This window comes from Enterococcus hirae ATCC 9790 (assembly GCF_000271405.2).
Lineage (GTDB): Bacteria > Bacillota > Bacilli > Lactobacillales > Enterococcaceae > Enterococcus_B > Enterococcus_B hirae.
This window is the reverse complement of the sequence record NC_018081.1, coordinates 277,708-293,079: the sequence shown is the minus strand read 5'-3', so window position 1 is coordinate 293,079 and position 15,372 is coordinate 277,708. Positions and strand designations below refer to the sequence as shown.

12 protein-coding genes and 1 pseudogene are annotated in these 15,372 nt (G+C 38.4%); all 13 read left to right on the top strand.

The features are described 5' to 3' along the window. Positions 1 to 124: 124 nt before the first annotated feature. The 13 genes and pseudogenes from EHR_RS01470 to EHR_RS01410 all read left to right on the top strand — a co-directional run bounded on the left by EHR_RS01470 (position 125) and on the right by EHR_RS01410 (position 14,545). Complete coding sequence (locus EHR_RS01470; protein ID WP_010719940.1) at positions 125 to 451, top strand: nucleotide pyrophosphohydrolase; 327 nt, start codon at positions 125 to 127, stop codon at positions 449 to 451. Positions 452 to 502: 51 nt separating this feature from the next. Beyond that, positions 503 to 1,225 (top strand): class A sortase, encoded by a 723-nt coding sequence (locus tag EHR_RS01465; RefSeq protein WP_010738352.1) that lies wholly within the window; start codon positions 503 to 505, stop codon positions 1,223 to 1,225. 255 nt (positions 1,226 to 1,480) lie between these two features. Further along, positions 1,481 to 2,332, top strand: coding sequence for a BglG family transcription antiterminator LicT (gene licT / locus EHR_RS01460; protein WP_010738350.1), 852 nt, complete (start codon positions 1,481 to 1,483; stop codon positions 2,330 to 2,332). A gap of 120 nt (positions 2,333 to 2,452) precedes the next feature. Next, positions 2,453 to 4,321 carry a beta-glucoside-specific PTS transporter subunit IIABC gene (locus EHR_RS01455; protein ID WP_010738349.1) on the top strand — a complete coding sequence of 623 codons (1,869 nt, stop codon included), beginning with the start codon at positions 2,453 to 2,455 and terminating at the stop codon, positions 4,319 to 4,321. Positions 4,322 to 4,335: 14 nt separating this feature from the next. After that, positions 4,336 to 5,778: a glycoside hydrolase family 1 protein gene (locus EHR_RS01450; RefSeq protein WP_010738348.1), complete on the top strand. Its 1,443-nt coding sequence runs from the start codon at positions 4,336 to 4,338 to the stop codon at positions 5,776 to 5,778. A gap of 337 nt (positions 5,779 to 6,115) precedes the next feature. After that, the gene (locus tag EHR_RS01445) at positions 6,116 to 6,877 is read left to right on the top strand and encodes a formate/nitrite transporter family protein (RefSeq protein WP_010719935.1); all 762 of its coding nucleotides are present in this window, start codon (positions 6,116 to 6,118) and stop codon (positions 6,875 to 6,877) included. A 239-nt stretch (positions 6,878 to 7,116) separates the two neighbouring features. Beyond that, on the top strand, positions 7,117 to 7,818 hold the full coding sequence (locus EHR_RS01440) for a GntR family transcriptional regulator (protein WP_010719934.1): 702 nt from the start codon (positions 7,117 to 7,119) through the stop codon (positions 7,816 to 7,818). Between the two features lie 286 nt (positions 7,819 to 8,104). Then, positions 8,105 to 9,439 carry a PTS sugar transporter subunit IIC gene (locus EHR_RS01435; RefSeq protein ID WP_010738347.1) on the top strand — a complete coding sequence of 445 codons (1,335 nt, stop codon included), beginning with the start codon at positions 8,105 to 8,107 and terminating at the stop codon, positions 9,437 to 9,439. A 22-nt stretch (positions 9,440 to 9,461) separates the two neighbouring features. Next, entirely contained in the window at positions 9,462 to 10,550 is a 1,089-nt protein-coding gene (locus EHR_RS01430; RefSeq protein ID WP_010719932.1) for a DUF871 domain-containing protein, read from the top strand. 8 nt (positions 10,551 to 10,558) lie between these two features. Further along, the gene (locus EHR_RS01425) at positions 10,559 to 11,671 is read left to right on the top strand and encodes an amidohydrolase/deacetylase family metallohydrolase (protein WP_010738346.1); all 1,113 of its coding nucleotides are present in this window, start codon (positions 10,559 to 10,561) and stop codon (positions 11,669 to 11,671) included. Beyond that, positions 11,655 to 12,760 (top strand): annotated as a pseudogene (locus EHR_RS01420) (DgaE family pyridoxal phosphate-dependent ammonia lyase). The gene EHR_RS01425 and the pseudogene EHR_RS01420 overlap by 17 nt, the downstream one beginning before the upstream one ends. Before the next feature lie 20 nt (positions 12,761 to 12,780). Then, positions 12,781 to 13,521, top strand: coding sequence for a 2-dehydro-3-deoxy-phosphogluconate aldolase (dagF, locus tag EHR_RS01415; RefSeq protein WP_010738344.1), 741 nt, complete (start codon positions 12,781 to 12,783; stop codon positions 13,519 to 13,521). A 19-nt stretch (positions 13,522 to 13,540) separates the two neighbouring features. Continuing rightward, positions 13,541 to 14,545: a sugar kinase gene (locus tag EHR_RS01410; RefSeq protein WP_010738343.1), complete on the top strand. Its 1,005-nt coding sequence runs from the start codon at positions 13,541 to 13,543 to the stop codon at positions 14,543 to 14,545. Positions 14,546 to 15,372 lie beyond the last annotated feature (827 nt).

Below are 15,372 nucleotides of genomic sequence, written 5' to 3'. Positions count from 1 at the left end.
TTGCTTTATAAAAAGATCGTTAAATAAATACGTATATTTTATTTTATCTAGGTAAATATACTTATTTTCTATTAAAAACATGGTATGATTATTAGTAATCGAATAAAGAAATAGGTGAATGTTCATGGATAGTATGGCGAAAGTCAATCAATTTAGAGACGAAAGAAATTGGCGACAATTTCATAACGAAAAAGATCTTGCAATTTCTATTTCCTTAGAAGCTTCTGAATTACTGGAGCTTTTTCAATGGAAGCAACCAGAAGAAGTGAAGGAAACATCATTAGAGCGGATCAAAGAAGAACTGGCAGATGTCTTGATCTATTCTTACATGATGGCTGACAATTTACAGTTGGATCTTGATGAAATTATTGAAGAAAAATTAGCAAAAAATAAATTGAAATATCCAGTAGAAGCAAGTCGAGGACAACGAAAGAAATATACAGAACTTTAAGTGTGAAACTACAGGTTGCGTTTATTTTAGCTAAATAAGGGAGGCAAGTGAATGAAGGAAAAACCAAGCAAAGGTCGAGTAAAAAGATGGATCGCCAATTTTTTCTTATTTTTACTATTATTGGTTGGCTTAGCGTTAATTTTTAATGAACAGATCAAAGATTATTTTGTTAAAAATACCGGAGATAAATACGCAATTGCCAATGTGACAAAAGATGAAATTAAGAAAAACAACGAAAAAGAGGCAAGTTTTGATTTTGATGCAGTGGAGTCAATGAGTACGGAAAGTGTGTTGCGTGCCCAACTGAATCGAACAGACTTACCAGTTATTGGTAGTATTGCTGTTCCTTCTGTGGCAATCAATATCCCGATTTTTAGAGGTTTAGATAATGCGAACTTGCTTTATGGTGCGGGGACATTAGATCCTAATCAGCAAATGGGAAAAGGAAATTATGCTTTAGCGAGTCATCGTTCGAGCAATCCACAACTATTATTTACGCCACTAGAAAATTTATCATTAGGAGATAAAATCTATTTGGTAGATTTGGAAAATGTCTATACGTATAAAGCAACCTTTAAAGAAAAAGTGGCACCGACGGAGACCCAGCTGTTAAATATCCAAGAAGGAAAATCGCTCGTTACGTTGATTACGTGCGGAGATATGAATGCGGTGACTCGATTAGTCGTTCAAGGAGAATTAGAGAAGGTTACACCAATGAAAAAAGCGACGAAAGAAATGAAGGCAGCATTCAATATGGAAACACGAACATTTTAGACGAAAATAGTTAATGAAAAACCGACGATTGCTAGTTCGCTCGAATAGCTAATAGTTTTCGTCGGTTTTTTAATTTCTCATTTTTACAATTACTAAAAAAAAAAGTTGAAAAGGTTTGCAAAAATAAAAGAAGGGTGCTATGCTTGGTTCAGATAATCGATGGATTGTTACTGCTCGGCAGGCAAAACCAGAATTCAACCTAAAGTACAGGGGGATTCTAGGTTTTTTTATTTTTTTATGAGAGGGCGAGGGAAAATGGTTATTGAAAAAGTCTTAAATAATAACGTCGTCATTTCAAAAAACGAACGAGGTGAAGAGATTATCTGTATGGGCAAAGGCCTCGCGTTTCAAAAAAGACCTGGTGATAGGATTGATAAAACAGCAGTTCAAAAAGAATTTGTTTTAAAAGATTCCTTAGCAACCAATCAATTTCAACAGCTGATGGCGGATGTCCCATTAGAAGAAGTAGAATTAGTCAAACAGATCGTTGATGTGGCGGAAGAACGATTAGGCGTTTCGTTGTCGTCAAATATTTATTTGACATTGACCGATCATATTCATTATGCGATTTGTCGAGCGAACGAAAATATCCAGTTACCAAATCCGCTTCTTTTTGAAACAAAGAAATTTTATCCGAAAGAATACTTGGTGGCCAAAGAAGTATTGCAATTGATCCAGAGAAAAGTTGGAGTCAGTCTGCCGATTGATGAAGCAGGATTTATCGCTTTTCATTTAGTGAATAGCCAACAAGGAAATGGGGATATGCAAGTCACGATGACTGCAACGACGATCGTTAGAGATATTCTCAGCATTATTAGTAAGTTCTTTGGTGTGACATTTGACGAGGAATCGTTGAATTACCAACGAATCATTACCCATTTACAATTTTTTACACAACGCTATTTAAAGGGCGAAAGTTCGGATGAGCAGGATGAATTTCTCTATGCGCTTGTTCAAGGGAAATATCCAAAAGCCTTTCGCTGTTCGGAACGGATCAATGACTATCTCTTAAAAACACAACAGGAACCAATGGGAGTCGCAGAACAAATCTATTTAACGATTCACATCCAACGTGTAGTGAGTGAAAAACAAAGTACCCAATCTTAAGGATTGTTACTGGTAAAGCAGGCAAAACCTAGATTGAAAAATAGGGCACGAATTTTCGTGACCGTTTTTTCAATCTAGGTTTTTTATTTGATTAAATCAACTAGAAAGAAGGAAAAGAAGATGGATAATCAAGCAGTTGGTAAAAGAGTATGGGAGGCAGTCGGAGGCGAAAAGAACGTTAATAGTTTAGTACATTGTGCGACACGTTTACGTTTCAAATTAAAAGATGAATCGGTCGCAGATACACAAAAGTTAAAACAGGATCCAGATGTGATTCAAGTAGTACAAAGTGGTGGTCAGTACCAAGTAGTTATCGGTAGTAATGTGGCTGACGTTTACCAAGCAATCGTTGATGAGCAAGGTCTGACAGATCAATCGGGAACAGAGGATCAGTCAAAAAATCCTTTGAATCGCTTGATTGATATTATTTCTAGTATTTTCACGCCATTTTTAGGCGCAATGGCAGCTGCAGGGATCTTAAAAGGATTTTTATCTTTGGCAACGGTGTTAGGGTGGCTTTCAGCGGATACTGGGGCTTACCAAATTCTATTTGCAGCCGCAGATGGTGTCTTTACCTTTTTACCAGTGATGTTAGCTTTTACTGCAGCCAAAAAATTCAAAACGAACCAATTTTTATCTGTGGCAATTGCTATGGCGTTAGTTTATCCAGCAATCACGCAACTAGCTGGAGCTGGAGGGGCAGTGGATTTCTTTGGATTACCAATCGTGTTAGCTCAATCAGGTTACACATCTTCAGTGATTCCGATCATTTTGGCTGTTTGGGTCCAAAGCAAATTTGAACCGCTGGTGAAAAAAGTGATTCCACAATTTTTACAAATGATTTTTGTACCAATGATCGTTTTATTGGTGATGGTGCCATTAACTTTCTTACTGTTAGGTCCAATCGGGACAGTTATCGGTAATGGGTTAGGTAGTCTATTTAATTCGATTTACAGCTTTAGTCCATTAGTTGCGGGCTTGATTATGGGAAGTTTATGGCAAGTGTTCGTAATGTTTGGGATGCACTGGGGCTTTGTACCGATCATGTTCTTGAATATTGAACAATATGGGTTTGACGTCATGGTTCCAATGCTTTTACCAGCCGTTTTAGCTCAAGGTGGTGCAGCCTTAGCAGTGGCGATTCGGACCAAAGATACTAAGCTTCGTTCATTAGGTATTTCATCTACAATTACCTCACTTTTTGGCATTACGGAACCAACTGTTTATGGGGTAACTTTACCGTTAAAGAAACCGTTTGTCGTTGCTTGTCTGTCAGCCGGTATCGGAGGCGCAATGATTGGTTTTGCTGGTGTGAAAGCTTTCTCTAGCGGGTTAGTAAGCTTGTTAACGATCCCAACGTTTATTAGTACGAACCAAGCAGTTGAATCCAATGTGACCATGGCAATCCTTGCGACAGCTCTTTCATTTGTCTTAGCATTCGTAGGTACGCTGATCGTTGGATTTGATGAAACCGTCCAAGATGAAAAACTAGAAACAAATCAACAAACAACAGCAGGTGACACGATTAGTTCTGCTCGACATAATCTAAAAAGTCCTTTAAGCGGGAAAGTCCTGCCATTATCTGATGTTCCGGATAAAGTTTTCTCTTCTGGAGCGATGGGAAAAGGGCTTGCGATTGATCCGGAAAAAGGTGAATTGATTGCGCCAGCAGACGGGGAGATCACGACCATTTTCCCAACAGGTCATGCGGTTGGTTTAACAACGAAAGATGGGATTGAAATCTTGATGCATATCGGTATGGATACCGTTGAGCTTGAAGGACAAGGGTTTGAGACTTTTGTAAAACAAGGGGATCAAGTAAAAGCTGGTGATTTAATGGTTCGATTTGATATTGAAGCGATTAAAGCCGCTGGATACAGTGTGATCACGCCAATCGTTATTACAAATACGGAACATTTTGCTGATGTGTTGGAATTAAATCAAGAAGAACTGATTGCTAGTGAAGATTTTCTAGCAATTGTCAAATAAGGAGGAAATAGCAGATGACTACAAAGTTTTCAAAAGATTTTTTATGGGGTGGCGCTACAGCTGCCAATCAATTAGAAGGTGCTTACGATCAAGATGGGAAAGGGCTCTCAGTTGCTGATGCGATGCCTGGGGGGAAACAACGATTTGCAGTTATTGGCAGTGAAGACTTTGATTGGACGATCCAACCAGATAAATATACCTATCCTAACCATCAAGGGATCGATCATTATTATCGGTTCAAAGAAGACATTGCGCTTTTTGCTGAAATGGGCTTTAAATGTTATCGTTTCTCCATTGCTTGGACTCGGATTTTCCCTCAAGGAGACGAAGTAACACCGAATGAGAAAGGCTTAACGTTTTATGAAGAAGTGATTGATGAATGTTTGAAATATGGGATTGAACCTGTGATCACGATTTCCCATTACGAGATGCCATTAAATCTAGCAAAAAAATATGGCGGATGGAAAAACCGAGAACTGATTGAATTTTACGAACGCTTTGCTAAAGTGGTGCTTGAACGATTCAGCGATAAAGTCAAATATTGGATGACGTTCAATGAGATCAATTCAGCTTTTCATTTTCCAGCTTTGAGTCAAGGATTAGTAAAAAGTAATGGTGCAGCTGATTATCAAAATATCTTCCAAGCATGGCATAACCAATTTGTAGCAAGTAGTAAAGCAGTAAAAATCGCTCATGAATTACGGGAGGATAGCCAAGTGGGTTGTATGATTATCTATGCAACGACGTATAGCATAGATGCTAATCCAATCAATCAAGTAGCTACATTGATCCAGAACCAAGAATTTAATTTCTTCTGTGCGGATGTTCAAGTACGGGGCAAATACCCGGCATACACAAACCGCACGTATGAAAAATATGGCGTAGATAGTGCCAAATTAGAACAAACGACTGAAGATTTTGAGTTGTTGCAAGCATATCCAGTCGACTATATCGGTTTCAGCTATTATATGTCTACTGCAGTCAACGAAACGGACCCAGATGCAGCGGCCTCAGCCGGTAATCTTTTAGGTGGAGTTAAAAATCCGTTCTTAGAAGCCAGTGAATGGGGATGGCAGATTGATCCAGAAGGTTTACGGATTGCATTAAACGAGTTGTACAACCGTTACGAAAAACCATTGTTTATTGTTGAAAATGGGTTAGGCGCAATTGATAAGGTAGAAGAAGACGGGCGCATCAATGACGATTACCGTATTGATTACTTACGTCGGCATATCGAAGCAATGGGAGAAGCTGTGGCTGATGGAGTAGAACTCATGGGATATACGCCATGGGGATGTATTGATCTGGTAAGTGCTTCGACTGGTGAAATGAGTAAACGTTATGGATTTATCTATGTTGATTTGGATGATGAAGGGAACGGAACCAAAAATCGTTCAAAGAAAAAATCTTTTGAGTGGTATCAAAAAGTCATTGCCACCAATGGAGAAGAACTGTAAGTTTGTATTCATGATAGAACCGTTGTTTACTAAGAAATTAAGAATAGTTCATTTCTGATAAAGAAAATAAGGTCATTTTTGACAAATCACTGTCGAAAATGATCTTTTTTTCTATTTGATCGAGCGATTCATTTTACTCTCGTTGTTCTAAAGAAAAAAATCACGAGATGTGGGAAAGTCTCACTTGTATGCTTTGTCATAGAATGATAAAAAAATATCGGTTATTTTAAAATAATCATAGGGATTAGGAAGGGAAGATGATATAATCTAGAATGAAAATGTGAAATAAATCACTATTGTTTTTGAAAAAATATGGGAAGTGTGGGTTTGAACATCTATGTATACACCAGAAGAAATTATGGATATCAGTATCCATCTTGGAACGAAAAAGATCCAAAAGCCAATTCTTGCGAAATTGATTCTAGGTTTTATCGGAGGAGCAATGATCTCGTTAGGTTATTTAGCCTACATCAGAGTTTCAGCTTCGATTCCAGAATCACTGGCGAGTTTAACTAGTTTAGTAGGGGCGGCTGTGTTTCCTATCGGACTATTGGTGATCCTGCTTGGTGGCGGGGAATTGATTACTGGAAATATGATGGCGGTTGCAATTGCTTTTATGGATAAAAAAGTAACTTTTTCACAATTAGTTAAAAATTGGACAATTATCACGTTAGCTAATATCGTGGGTGCCATTTTTGTTGCATATTTCTTTGGACACTTTGTCGGATTGACTCATTCAGGCGTTTATTTGGACCAAGTCATCCATATTGCTGATCATAAGATCGAAGCTTCTTGGTGGCAAGCACTTGGTTCGGGAATCGGTTGTAACTGGTTTGTCGGCTTAGCATTATGGCTATCCTATGGAGCAAAAGATGCAGCTGGAAAAGTATTGACTATTTGGTTTCCCGTAATGATTTTTGTTGCCATTGGCTTTCAGCATAGTGTGGCTAACTGCTTTGTGATCCCAGCCGCAATTTTTGAAGGACAAGCAACTTGGACAGAATTTCTCTTGAATTTTATCCCAGTTTATATCGGTAATATTGTCGGCGGTGCAATATTCGTATCAGGATTTTACTATGCAAGCTATAAGCATCATTGAAATAAGCATGTTGAACGATAAGTTAGAAGCCTAATAAGAACATCGAAGTTTGCGTTTTGCTTACTTTGGTGTTTTTTGTAACTGATAAAATAATTTCTTCCTATTATAATTTTATAGATAAAAAAGAAGAACTATTGTCTCAATCCTCAATCCACCAACATAGCTAATCCATGGCGTTTATATTCTTTTTTTATTTTATATGTGCTATGATTCTAGTAATAAAATCGAAAGGTGAAGTTATGAAAAGGACACGTGTACTATACCTAGAAGTTGCAGACAAGATCAAAGAAGATATCTTTTCAGGAAAGTATCCTGTCGGCACCATGTTGCCTACAGAAAATGAATTAGAAGAAATGTTTCAAGTAAGTAAGATCACGGTTCGTAAGGCCATTGAATTATTAGCAACAGATGAATATGTCGAAAAGAAAAGCGGACGAGGGACGACGGTAGTAAGTAATCGTCCATACAATCGTTTGTCAAAAGCGGCAAGTTTTACACAGATTCTAGAAAACTCACAACATACAGTTCACAAAGAAACGTTGGAATTAAAGAAAATCACTTTAAAAAAAGATCACCCATTATTTGCCTCTTTTGGTTCAACGGCTGTCTGTTTTAAGCGATTATACTACTTAAACGACCGTCCTTATATTTACTTTACGCATTATCTGCCAAGTGATTTGTTAGAAATCAAGCGCAAAGTATTTGATGAAGAGTCTTTATATCGTTTATTGACCCAAAAAGGTTATGCCATCGACTCCTTTGCCGATGATTTTTCCGCTGTGTTTCTAACAAAGGATGAACGGGAAATTTTAAAAACTACCTCAGAAATCGCGATTAAAAGAACGCGACAATCAAAGACTCACTTGGGGAAAACAATCGAATATTCAGAAGCAATTTACGAGACCAATCTGCATCCTTATCATATCGACTATGAAACATAAGGTTGTTTGAACGATGTTCTGCTTCAAGTAATAACGGCGAGCCTTAGAAAATAGCTTTTCATATTTTGTAAGGCTCGCCGTTATTACCGCAGAAGCCATCAGATACATGGGTCAAGATATTCGCAGGTGGTTTCTTGTGATGGGGGAAAGATTGTGTATTTTTAGGATTAGCTTCCTTAGAGAGTAGAAAAATTTTTACTATTTATAGAAATCGTTTACAAAGTTAGCATAATATGGTACGATCACTTTGATAAACATTATAATGTTATAAAATGAGAGAGCGGTAATGGATAAGTTTGTAGGATTGATTGAACAAAAGATTATGCCAGTAGCTAACCGAATTGGAACACAGAGGCACATGACGGCAATTAGAAAAGGAATTATTGCAACGATGCCACTAACGATCGTCGGTTCATTTTTTACGATTTTACTGAACATTCCGATTGAATCTGTGGCAGCAGTGATTGAACCCTATCGGCAAATTTTGGATATTCCTTTTCGTTATACGATAGGGATTTTGGCATTATACGCAACATTTGGGATTGCTTCATCATTAGCAAAAAGTTATAAAGTTGATTCCTTGACGGCTGGTATATTAGCATTGATGTCTTTTCTGATCGTGGCAGCACCACCGACACAGGTATTAGAAGACTTGGAAGGAATCACAGCAGGACGTTATATCAATATTGCGAATCTAGGATCAGGTTCATTATTTGGTGCCATTGTTACAGCAATTATTTCTGTCGAGATTTATCGTTTCTTCATTGAAAAGAAAATTACAATCAAGATGCCTGATGGGGTGCCACCAGAAGTGACAAACTCTTTTGTTGCGTTGATTCCTGGAGCGGTGATTTTGATTTTCTTCTGGGTGATCCGACATATGCTTGGTTTTGATCTGAATGGGTTCTTAAGTGAGTTATTGATGCCGCTAAAAGGCATACTTGCAGGAAATAGTTTGTTTGGTGGTTTATTAACAGTCTTCTTGATTTGTTTTTTCTGGGTTCTTGGGATTCATGGCCCAGCCATTATGGGCCCAGTGATTCGCCCATTTTGGGATATTTCGATTGCTGAAAACATTGATGCTTTCAACGCTGGTGCGAATGCTCATAATATGCCGAATATTTTTACAGAACAGTTTTTACAGTGGTACGTGTGGATTGGTGGCGCAGGAACAACCTTGGCTTTAGTGGTTTTATTCATGTTCTCCAAATCAAAATATTTAAAGAGTTTAGGTCGATTATCGATTTTACCAGGACTATTCAACATCAATGAACCAATGATCTTCGGGGCACCGATTGTAATGAATCCGGTATTAGGGATTCCGTTCATTCTTGCACCGTTAGTAACGACTACTTTGTCATATGTCTTAACGGTTAGTGGTCTCATCCCAATGATGACGGCTCGGTTACCATTTGCTATTCCTTCGCCAATCGCCGCTTGGATGAGTACAAACTGGAGCGTAGCAGCTGGCGTGTTAGTTATTGCTAACTTCCTGATCACATTGGCTATTTATTATCCGTTCTTCAAAGTATTCGAAAAACAACAACTGGCTCGTGAAGCAGAAGAACAAGCGCAAGAAGAAGCACCAATGGTGACGGGCGTTACCGAGGAACAAGCATAATAAAAAATGGAGGTTAGTGGCTATGAAACGTGCACTAGGGATTTCACTTTACCCAGATCATAGTGATCCAATCAAAGATCAAGAATATTTGCAATTAGCACAACGTTATGGGTTTACCCGTATTTTTATGAGTATGTTAGAAGTAACGGAAGATCCTCTGATCGTAAAACAAAAGTTTCAAAAATTGATTCATTTTGCGAAAGAATTGGGATTTGAAACGATTTTAGATGTTGCTCCCAACATTTTTGAACAGTTGGACATTTCGTATGACGACTTAAGTTTTTTCCACGAAACTGGTGCAGATGGAATCCGTCTTGATTTAGGATTTGACGGCGGAAAAGAAGCTTTGCTGTCATATAACCCTTATCATTTAGCGATTGAGTTGAATATGAGTAATGATGTTGCTTATTTGGATAATATTTTGTCTCATCAAGCAAATAAACCCTTTCTCTATGGGTGTCATAATTTTTATCCTCAAGAAGGAACAGGCTTACCTTACCGATTTTTTGAGTCTTGCAGCCAACGATTTAAAAAACAAGGGTTACGAACGGCTGCTTTTGTTTCTTCTCAGGTGGGAACAATCGGACCGTGGGATATCAATGATGGGTTGACTACGTTAGAGATGCACCGTCATTTACCGGTCCATGTAGCAGCAAAACATTTGTTTGCTACTGGGTTGATCGATGATGTCATTATTGGAAATGCCTACGCATCTGAAGAAGAGCTGCGTATGTTAGGGGAAATGGATCGCTATCAAACAGTATTTACGATCGAGTGGCAGACAGCTGCTCATGAAGTAGAACGACAAATTGTATTAGGAGAACAACATGTTCGTCGAGGGGATATCACTGAACAGGTTATTCGTTCCACTGAAGTTCGAAAAAAATATAAAGATGCAAAAAATGAAGCCCATGACAATGAAAATGAATTTCAAATTGGTGATGTAGTCATTGGAAATGATACATTTGGCAAATACAAAAATGAACTTCAAATTGTTTTAGAACCCCATCGGGATGCAAGGAAAAATAAAGTTGGTGCAATTGTACCAGAAGAACATCTCTTACTAGATTTTATCCACCCATGGTCGAAGTTCAAATTTATAGAAAAGTAGGCGTTGTGATGTTCGATTTAGTGATCAGAAATGCTCGTACACTAACTGGCGAAACAATGGATATTGGGATCAATGATGGAAAAATCCAGAAAATCGCAACAAGTATCCCAGAAAAAGGAAAAACAGAACAAACGTTGCAGGCAGGGCACTATCTTTCTGCTGGCTGGATCGATGACCATGTCCATTGTTTTGAGGAAATGACTTTATATTATGATTACCCAGACCAGATTGGTGTGAGTAAAGGGGTAACAACGGTTATCGATGCAGGAACAACAGGTGCCGAAAATATCCATCAATTTTATGAACGAGCAAAAAAAGCCAAAACCAATGTGTATGCCTTGTTGAATATTTCAAAGTGGGGCATCGTAGAACAAGATGAATTAGCTGATTTATCCAAGATACAAGCGAATTTGGTCAAAGAAAAATTGACTGAATTTCCAGAATTTATCGTGGGAATCAAAGCTAGAATGAGCAAAACCGTGGTTGGGAATAATGGATTGACACCGCTGGAATGGGCGAAAAAAATTCAAAAAGAGAATCATCAAATTCCTTTGATGGTGCATATTGGCTCTGCCCCACCACATTTAGAAGAAATTTTGCAGCTTCTGGAAAAAGGCGATATCTTGACCCATTGTTTTAATGGGAAAGATAACGGGATTATGGAGAAAGAAACTCATCAGATTAAACCGTTTGTCAAAGATGCCTTAGCCAAAGGGGTGATTTTCGATATTGGTCATGGCACTGACAGTTTTAATTTTGAGGTGGCAAAAGCAGCCTATGACCAAGGAATCAAAGCGGACTCTATTAGCACGGATATCTATATTCGTAATCGAAAGAACGGCCCCGTTTACGATTTAGCGACAACGATGGAAAAATTGCATTTTATCGGCTATTCCTGGTCAGAAATTTTAGAAAAGGTAACTTGTGTGCCGGCTGAAAATTTCCATTTAGGAACGAAAGGTCAGATAGAAGTAGGTTTTGATGCGGATTTTACAATATTTGAATTTGTTGACCAAGAAAAGACGATTACTGACTCGAATGGGCAACAGCAAGTGATCGATCAACAAATCAAACCAGTTAGCGTAGTTATTGGGGGAAAGAGTTATGAGTGTAAGTTATGATAAATTCAATTTAAAAGAAGTGATCAATGCTTCAGGCCGGATGACGATTTTAGGTGTTTCCAAAGTATCGGAATCTGTTTTGGCAGCGCAACGCTTTGGCGGCGAACATTTTTTTGAAATGTCAGACCTGAGTGAAAAAACGGGTGCTTACCTGGCGAATCTCTTAGCAGTTGAGGATGTTCAGATCGTTTCTTGTGCTTCTGCAGGTATTGTTCAAGCAGTGGCAGCGGTTATTGGCAAAGGAAGTCTAACTCATGTTTATCATCCTTATTCAACAACTATCAAGAAAAAGGAAATTATTTTACCCAAAGGACACAATGTTGATTACGGCACATCCGTTGAATTAATGATTCAACAAGGTGGGGGGCAAGTAATCGAGGCAGGTTATGCCAATATGTGTAGCACTGAACATCTTGAAAGCTGTATCACTGAAAATACCGCAGCGATTCTTTATGTCAAAAGTCACCATACGGTTCAAAAAAGTATGTTGTCAGTAGAAGAAGCAGTAGCAGTTGCCCAAAAACATGAAATCCCGTTGATTGTTGATGCAGCAGCAGAAGAGGATTTATTCAAATACACTAAACTAGGAGCGGACCTAGTGATCTATTCGGGTGCAAAGGCGATCGAAGGTCCAAGTGCAGGAATGGTGATTGGAAAGAATCCTTATATACCATGGGTGCGATTACAATCAAAAGGGATCGGTCGTTCGATGAAAATCGGTAAAGAGAATATTTTAGGGTTTACTCAAGCGGTCACCGATTATCTTGAACATGGCAGTGAATCTGGTGAGTCAATGAAGCACCGTTTACAACCATTTGTTGAAGAGTTGAATCACATTGATCATTTGTCAGCAACTATTGTTCAAGATCCAGCTGGTCGAGAGATTTATCGAGCGAGTGTTAAAATCAGTGATCGTTCTGCACATTCAGTTATTCAGGCACTAAAAGAAAAAATCCAGCAGTCTATACACGAGATTATCAAGCGAATCATGGTATCATTGAATTTGACATACGTTCGGTCAATCAAGAAGAAATGCAAAAAATCATTGTTCGCCTGCAAGAAATCATGAATGAAACAAAATTATCTTGAGTGAAAAAGGAGAGAAAAAAATGTCACGAATTCCTAACTATTTACACGATCAAGTTTGTTTGAATGTTTTAGCTAATTCTGTTGAAAATGCGGTGGAGTGTTATGAAGCAGCTGAAGGACATATTTTGTTAGGGGTGCTTTCAAAAAATTATAAAACAGACGAAGCAGCGATTGCTGACATGAAAAAGTATCAAGCAGCAACGAATAATGCGCTATCAGTTGGCTTGGGAGCAGGTGATCCAAACCAGAGTCAAATGGTGACTCGTTTGGCAAAAGTCTTGCAACCACAACATGTGAACCAAGTATTTACTGGAGTGGGTGCTTCACGAGCTGTGTTAGGTCAAAATGAAACAGTGGTCAATGGATTAGTTTCACCAACAGGTAAAGAAGGGTATGTCAATATTGCAACCGGTCCTTTAAGTTCTCAAGGTACAGCAGGCGTAGTCACGATTGAAACAGCGATTCGCTTACTGCAAGATATGGGAGGAACATCAATCAAGTATTTTCCAATGAAAGGGTTAGCACATCAAAAAGAGTATGAGGCGGTAGCGCAAGCTTGTGCCACTTATGATTTTGCATTAGAACCAACAGGAGGAATTGATTTAACCAACTTTGAAGAGATCCTTCAAATCGCTGTCGATGCCAAGGTGAAAAAGATTATTCCTCATGTCTACAGCTCGATTATTGACCCTGAAACGGGCAATACGAAGCCAGAGGATGTCCGGACATTACTACAAATCATGAAAAAAGTTGTCAGCTAAGATGAAAAAAGGTGAGAAAATGAAATTTGGGGCATTCGGAGAAGTGATGTTGCGATTGACACCTCCAGAACACTTGATGCTAGAACAAACCCATACATTAAGACTGGCATATACCGGAACAGGTGTGAATCTAGTTGGTAATCTAGCTCATTTTGATATGGAGAGTTATCTATTGACGGCTCTGCCCGATAATCGCTTAGGCAGTGCTGCATTAGCTAACTTAAAAAGTATCGGTGTTGAAACGAAGTATGTAATCCAACAAGAACAACATATCGGTACCTATTTCGCAGAAATGGGGTATGGTGTTCGTCCTACTGAAGTTACTTACCAAAATCGAAAACATAGTTCTTTTGGATTGTCTCAAGAAAATGACTATGAATTACAGGCGTTTATTGAAACAGTAGATCTTGTGCATATTTGCGGGATCAGTTTGAGTTTGTCTGATCAGTGTGCCGAAACAGCGATTTCTCTTGCCAAGAAAGCACATGCTCAGGGAAAAAAAGTATGTTTTGATTTCAACTTTCGGCCAACATTGAACCAGGAACAAGATCAAAGAAACATCTTGAAACAACGCTATGAGGAAATTTTACCTTATTGTACGATTTTATTTGGCTCGATCCGTGATTTGACGGAATTATTAGAATGGCGAACAAGCGATTCAACGAAAAATCCTATCGCCTATATCCAATCCTTTTTAGCTTATTATGACATCGAATGGTTTGCTGGTACGAAACGAACCAGCCATGAAGGAAGAAAACAATTAAAAGGATATTTGATCACCGTCACAGAAGACGCTGAAACACCTTTTTACGAGTTATTTGTTTTAGACCGAATTGGTGCAGGGGATGCTTTTGCGGCTGGGATATTATTAGGATATGCGGAAAACTGGTCATTGACTAGAACCGTCGAGTTTGCAACAGGAAATGCTCGTTTGGCTCACGCAATCCAAGGAGATGTTCCGCTCACAACTAGAAAACAGGTTCAACAATTACTAGATGCGCCAGATGTCGATTTGATTCGCTAAGAAATAGTCTTGCGATGAATGGACGAAATAAAATGCATCGGAGCGTTAAGAAAGTCTTGAAATGGGAATCAGTGTTTCGAGACTTTTTGACATCGTCTGAAATATTAAAAGTTAGCTTTTAGTAGATAGCAGATCAGCCAAGAGTTTATCAAGCAGAAGGTAAAAATCCAGAAATGATTGAATAGAGTTGCAACTGTAGCGGTCGTTTTAGATCGCTAACTTTCTCTGTTGTTTTTAGGGTCTAAAAGAAGGAGAAATATTTTTGACAAAAATCTGGGAGAAAAACAGTACAGTTTTTTGTAGGTTTTCGTTTTCTCTTGACTACCACGTAAGCGATCAGTATTATAAGGAACAGATAGAAACAGCCGAATAAAAAAGGCACCTCCATTTCTAGTGGCAGCCAGAAACAGAGGTCTTGAAAAAGTCAACCACATTGACCAATCAAGTTTGCCATAGTCAATGGAAACCATCAACTTCGTTTATTGTATCGAATCTTAAAGGAGAAATCTACCTTTTTTGATGAGAAAAATAGATGAATTACATGTGTTTTATTTACTGTGCCATAAATGGATTGGATACGATGTGTCCAGTCCATTTTTTTATCCAAAAACATACACCTGAGGATAACGAGTAAAATGAAGATAGCAAGTGCAACAAATAGGGGAGAGTTTACTTGGGCGAGTAAAGTGTGTCAATGTTGGTTTTGGCTTTTTCAAGGAACATAAAAAGCACATGTTTTAGAATAAAAGCATTTGGCTGTTTCTATCGTTTTTCAAGATCAGAACAATAATTGAGTGAGCCGTCGTACCATGAGATAAAACCGATAT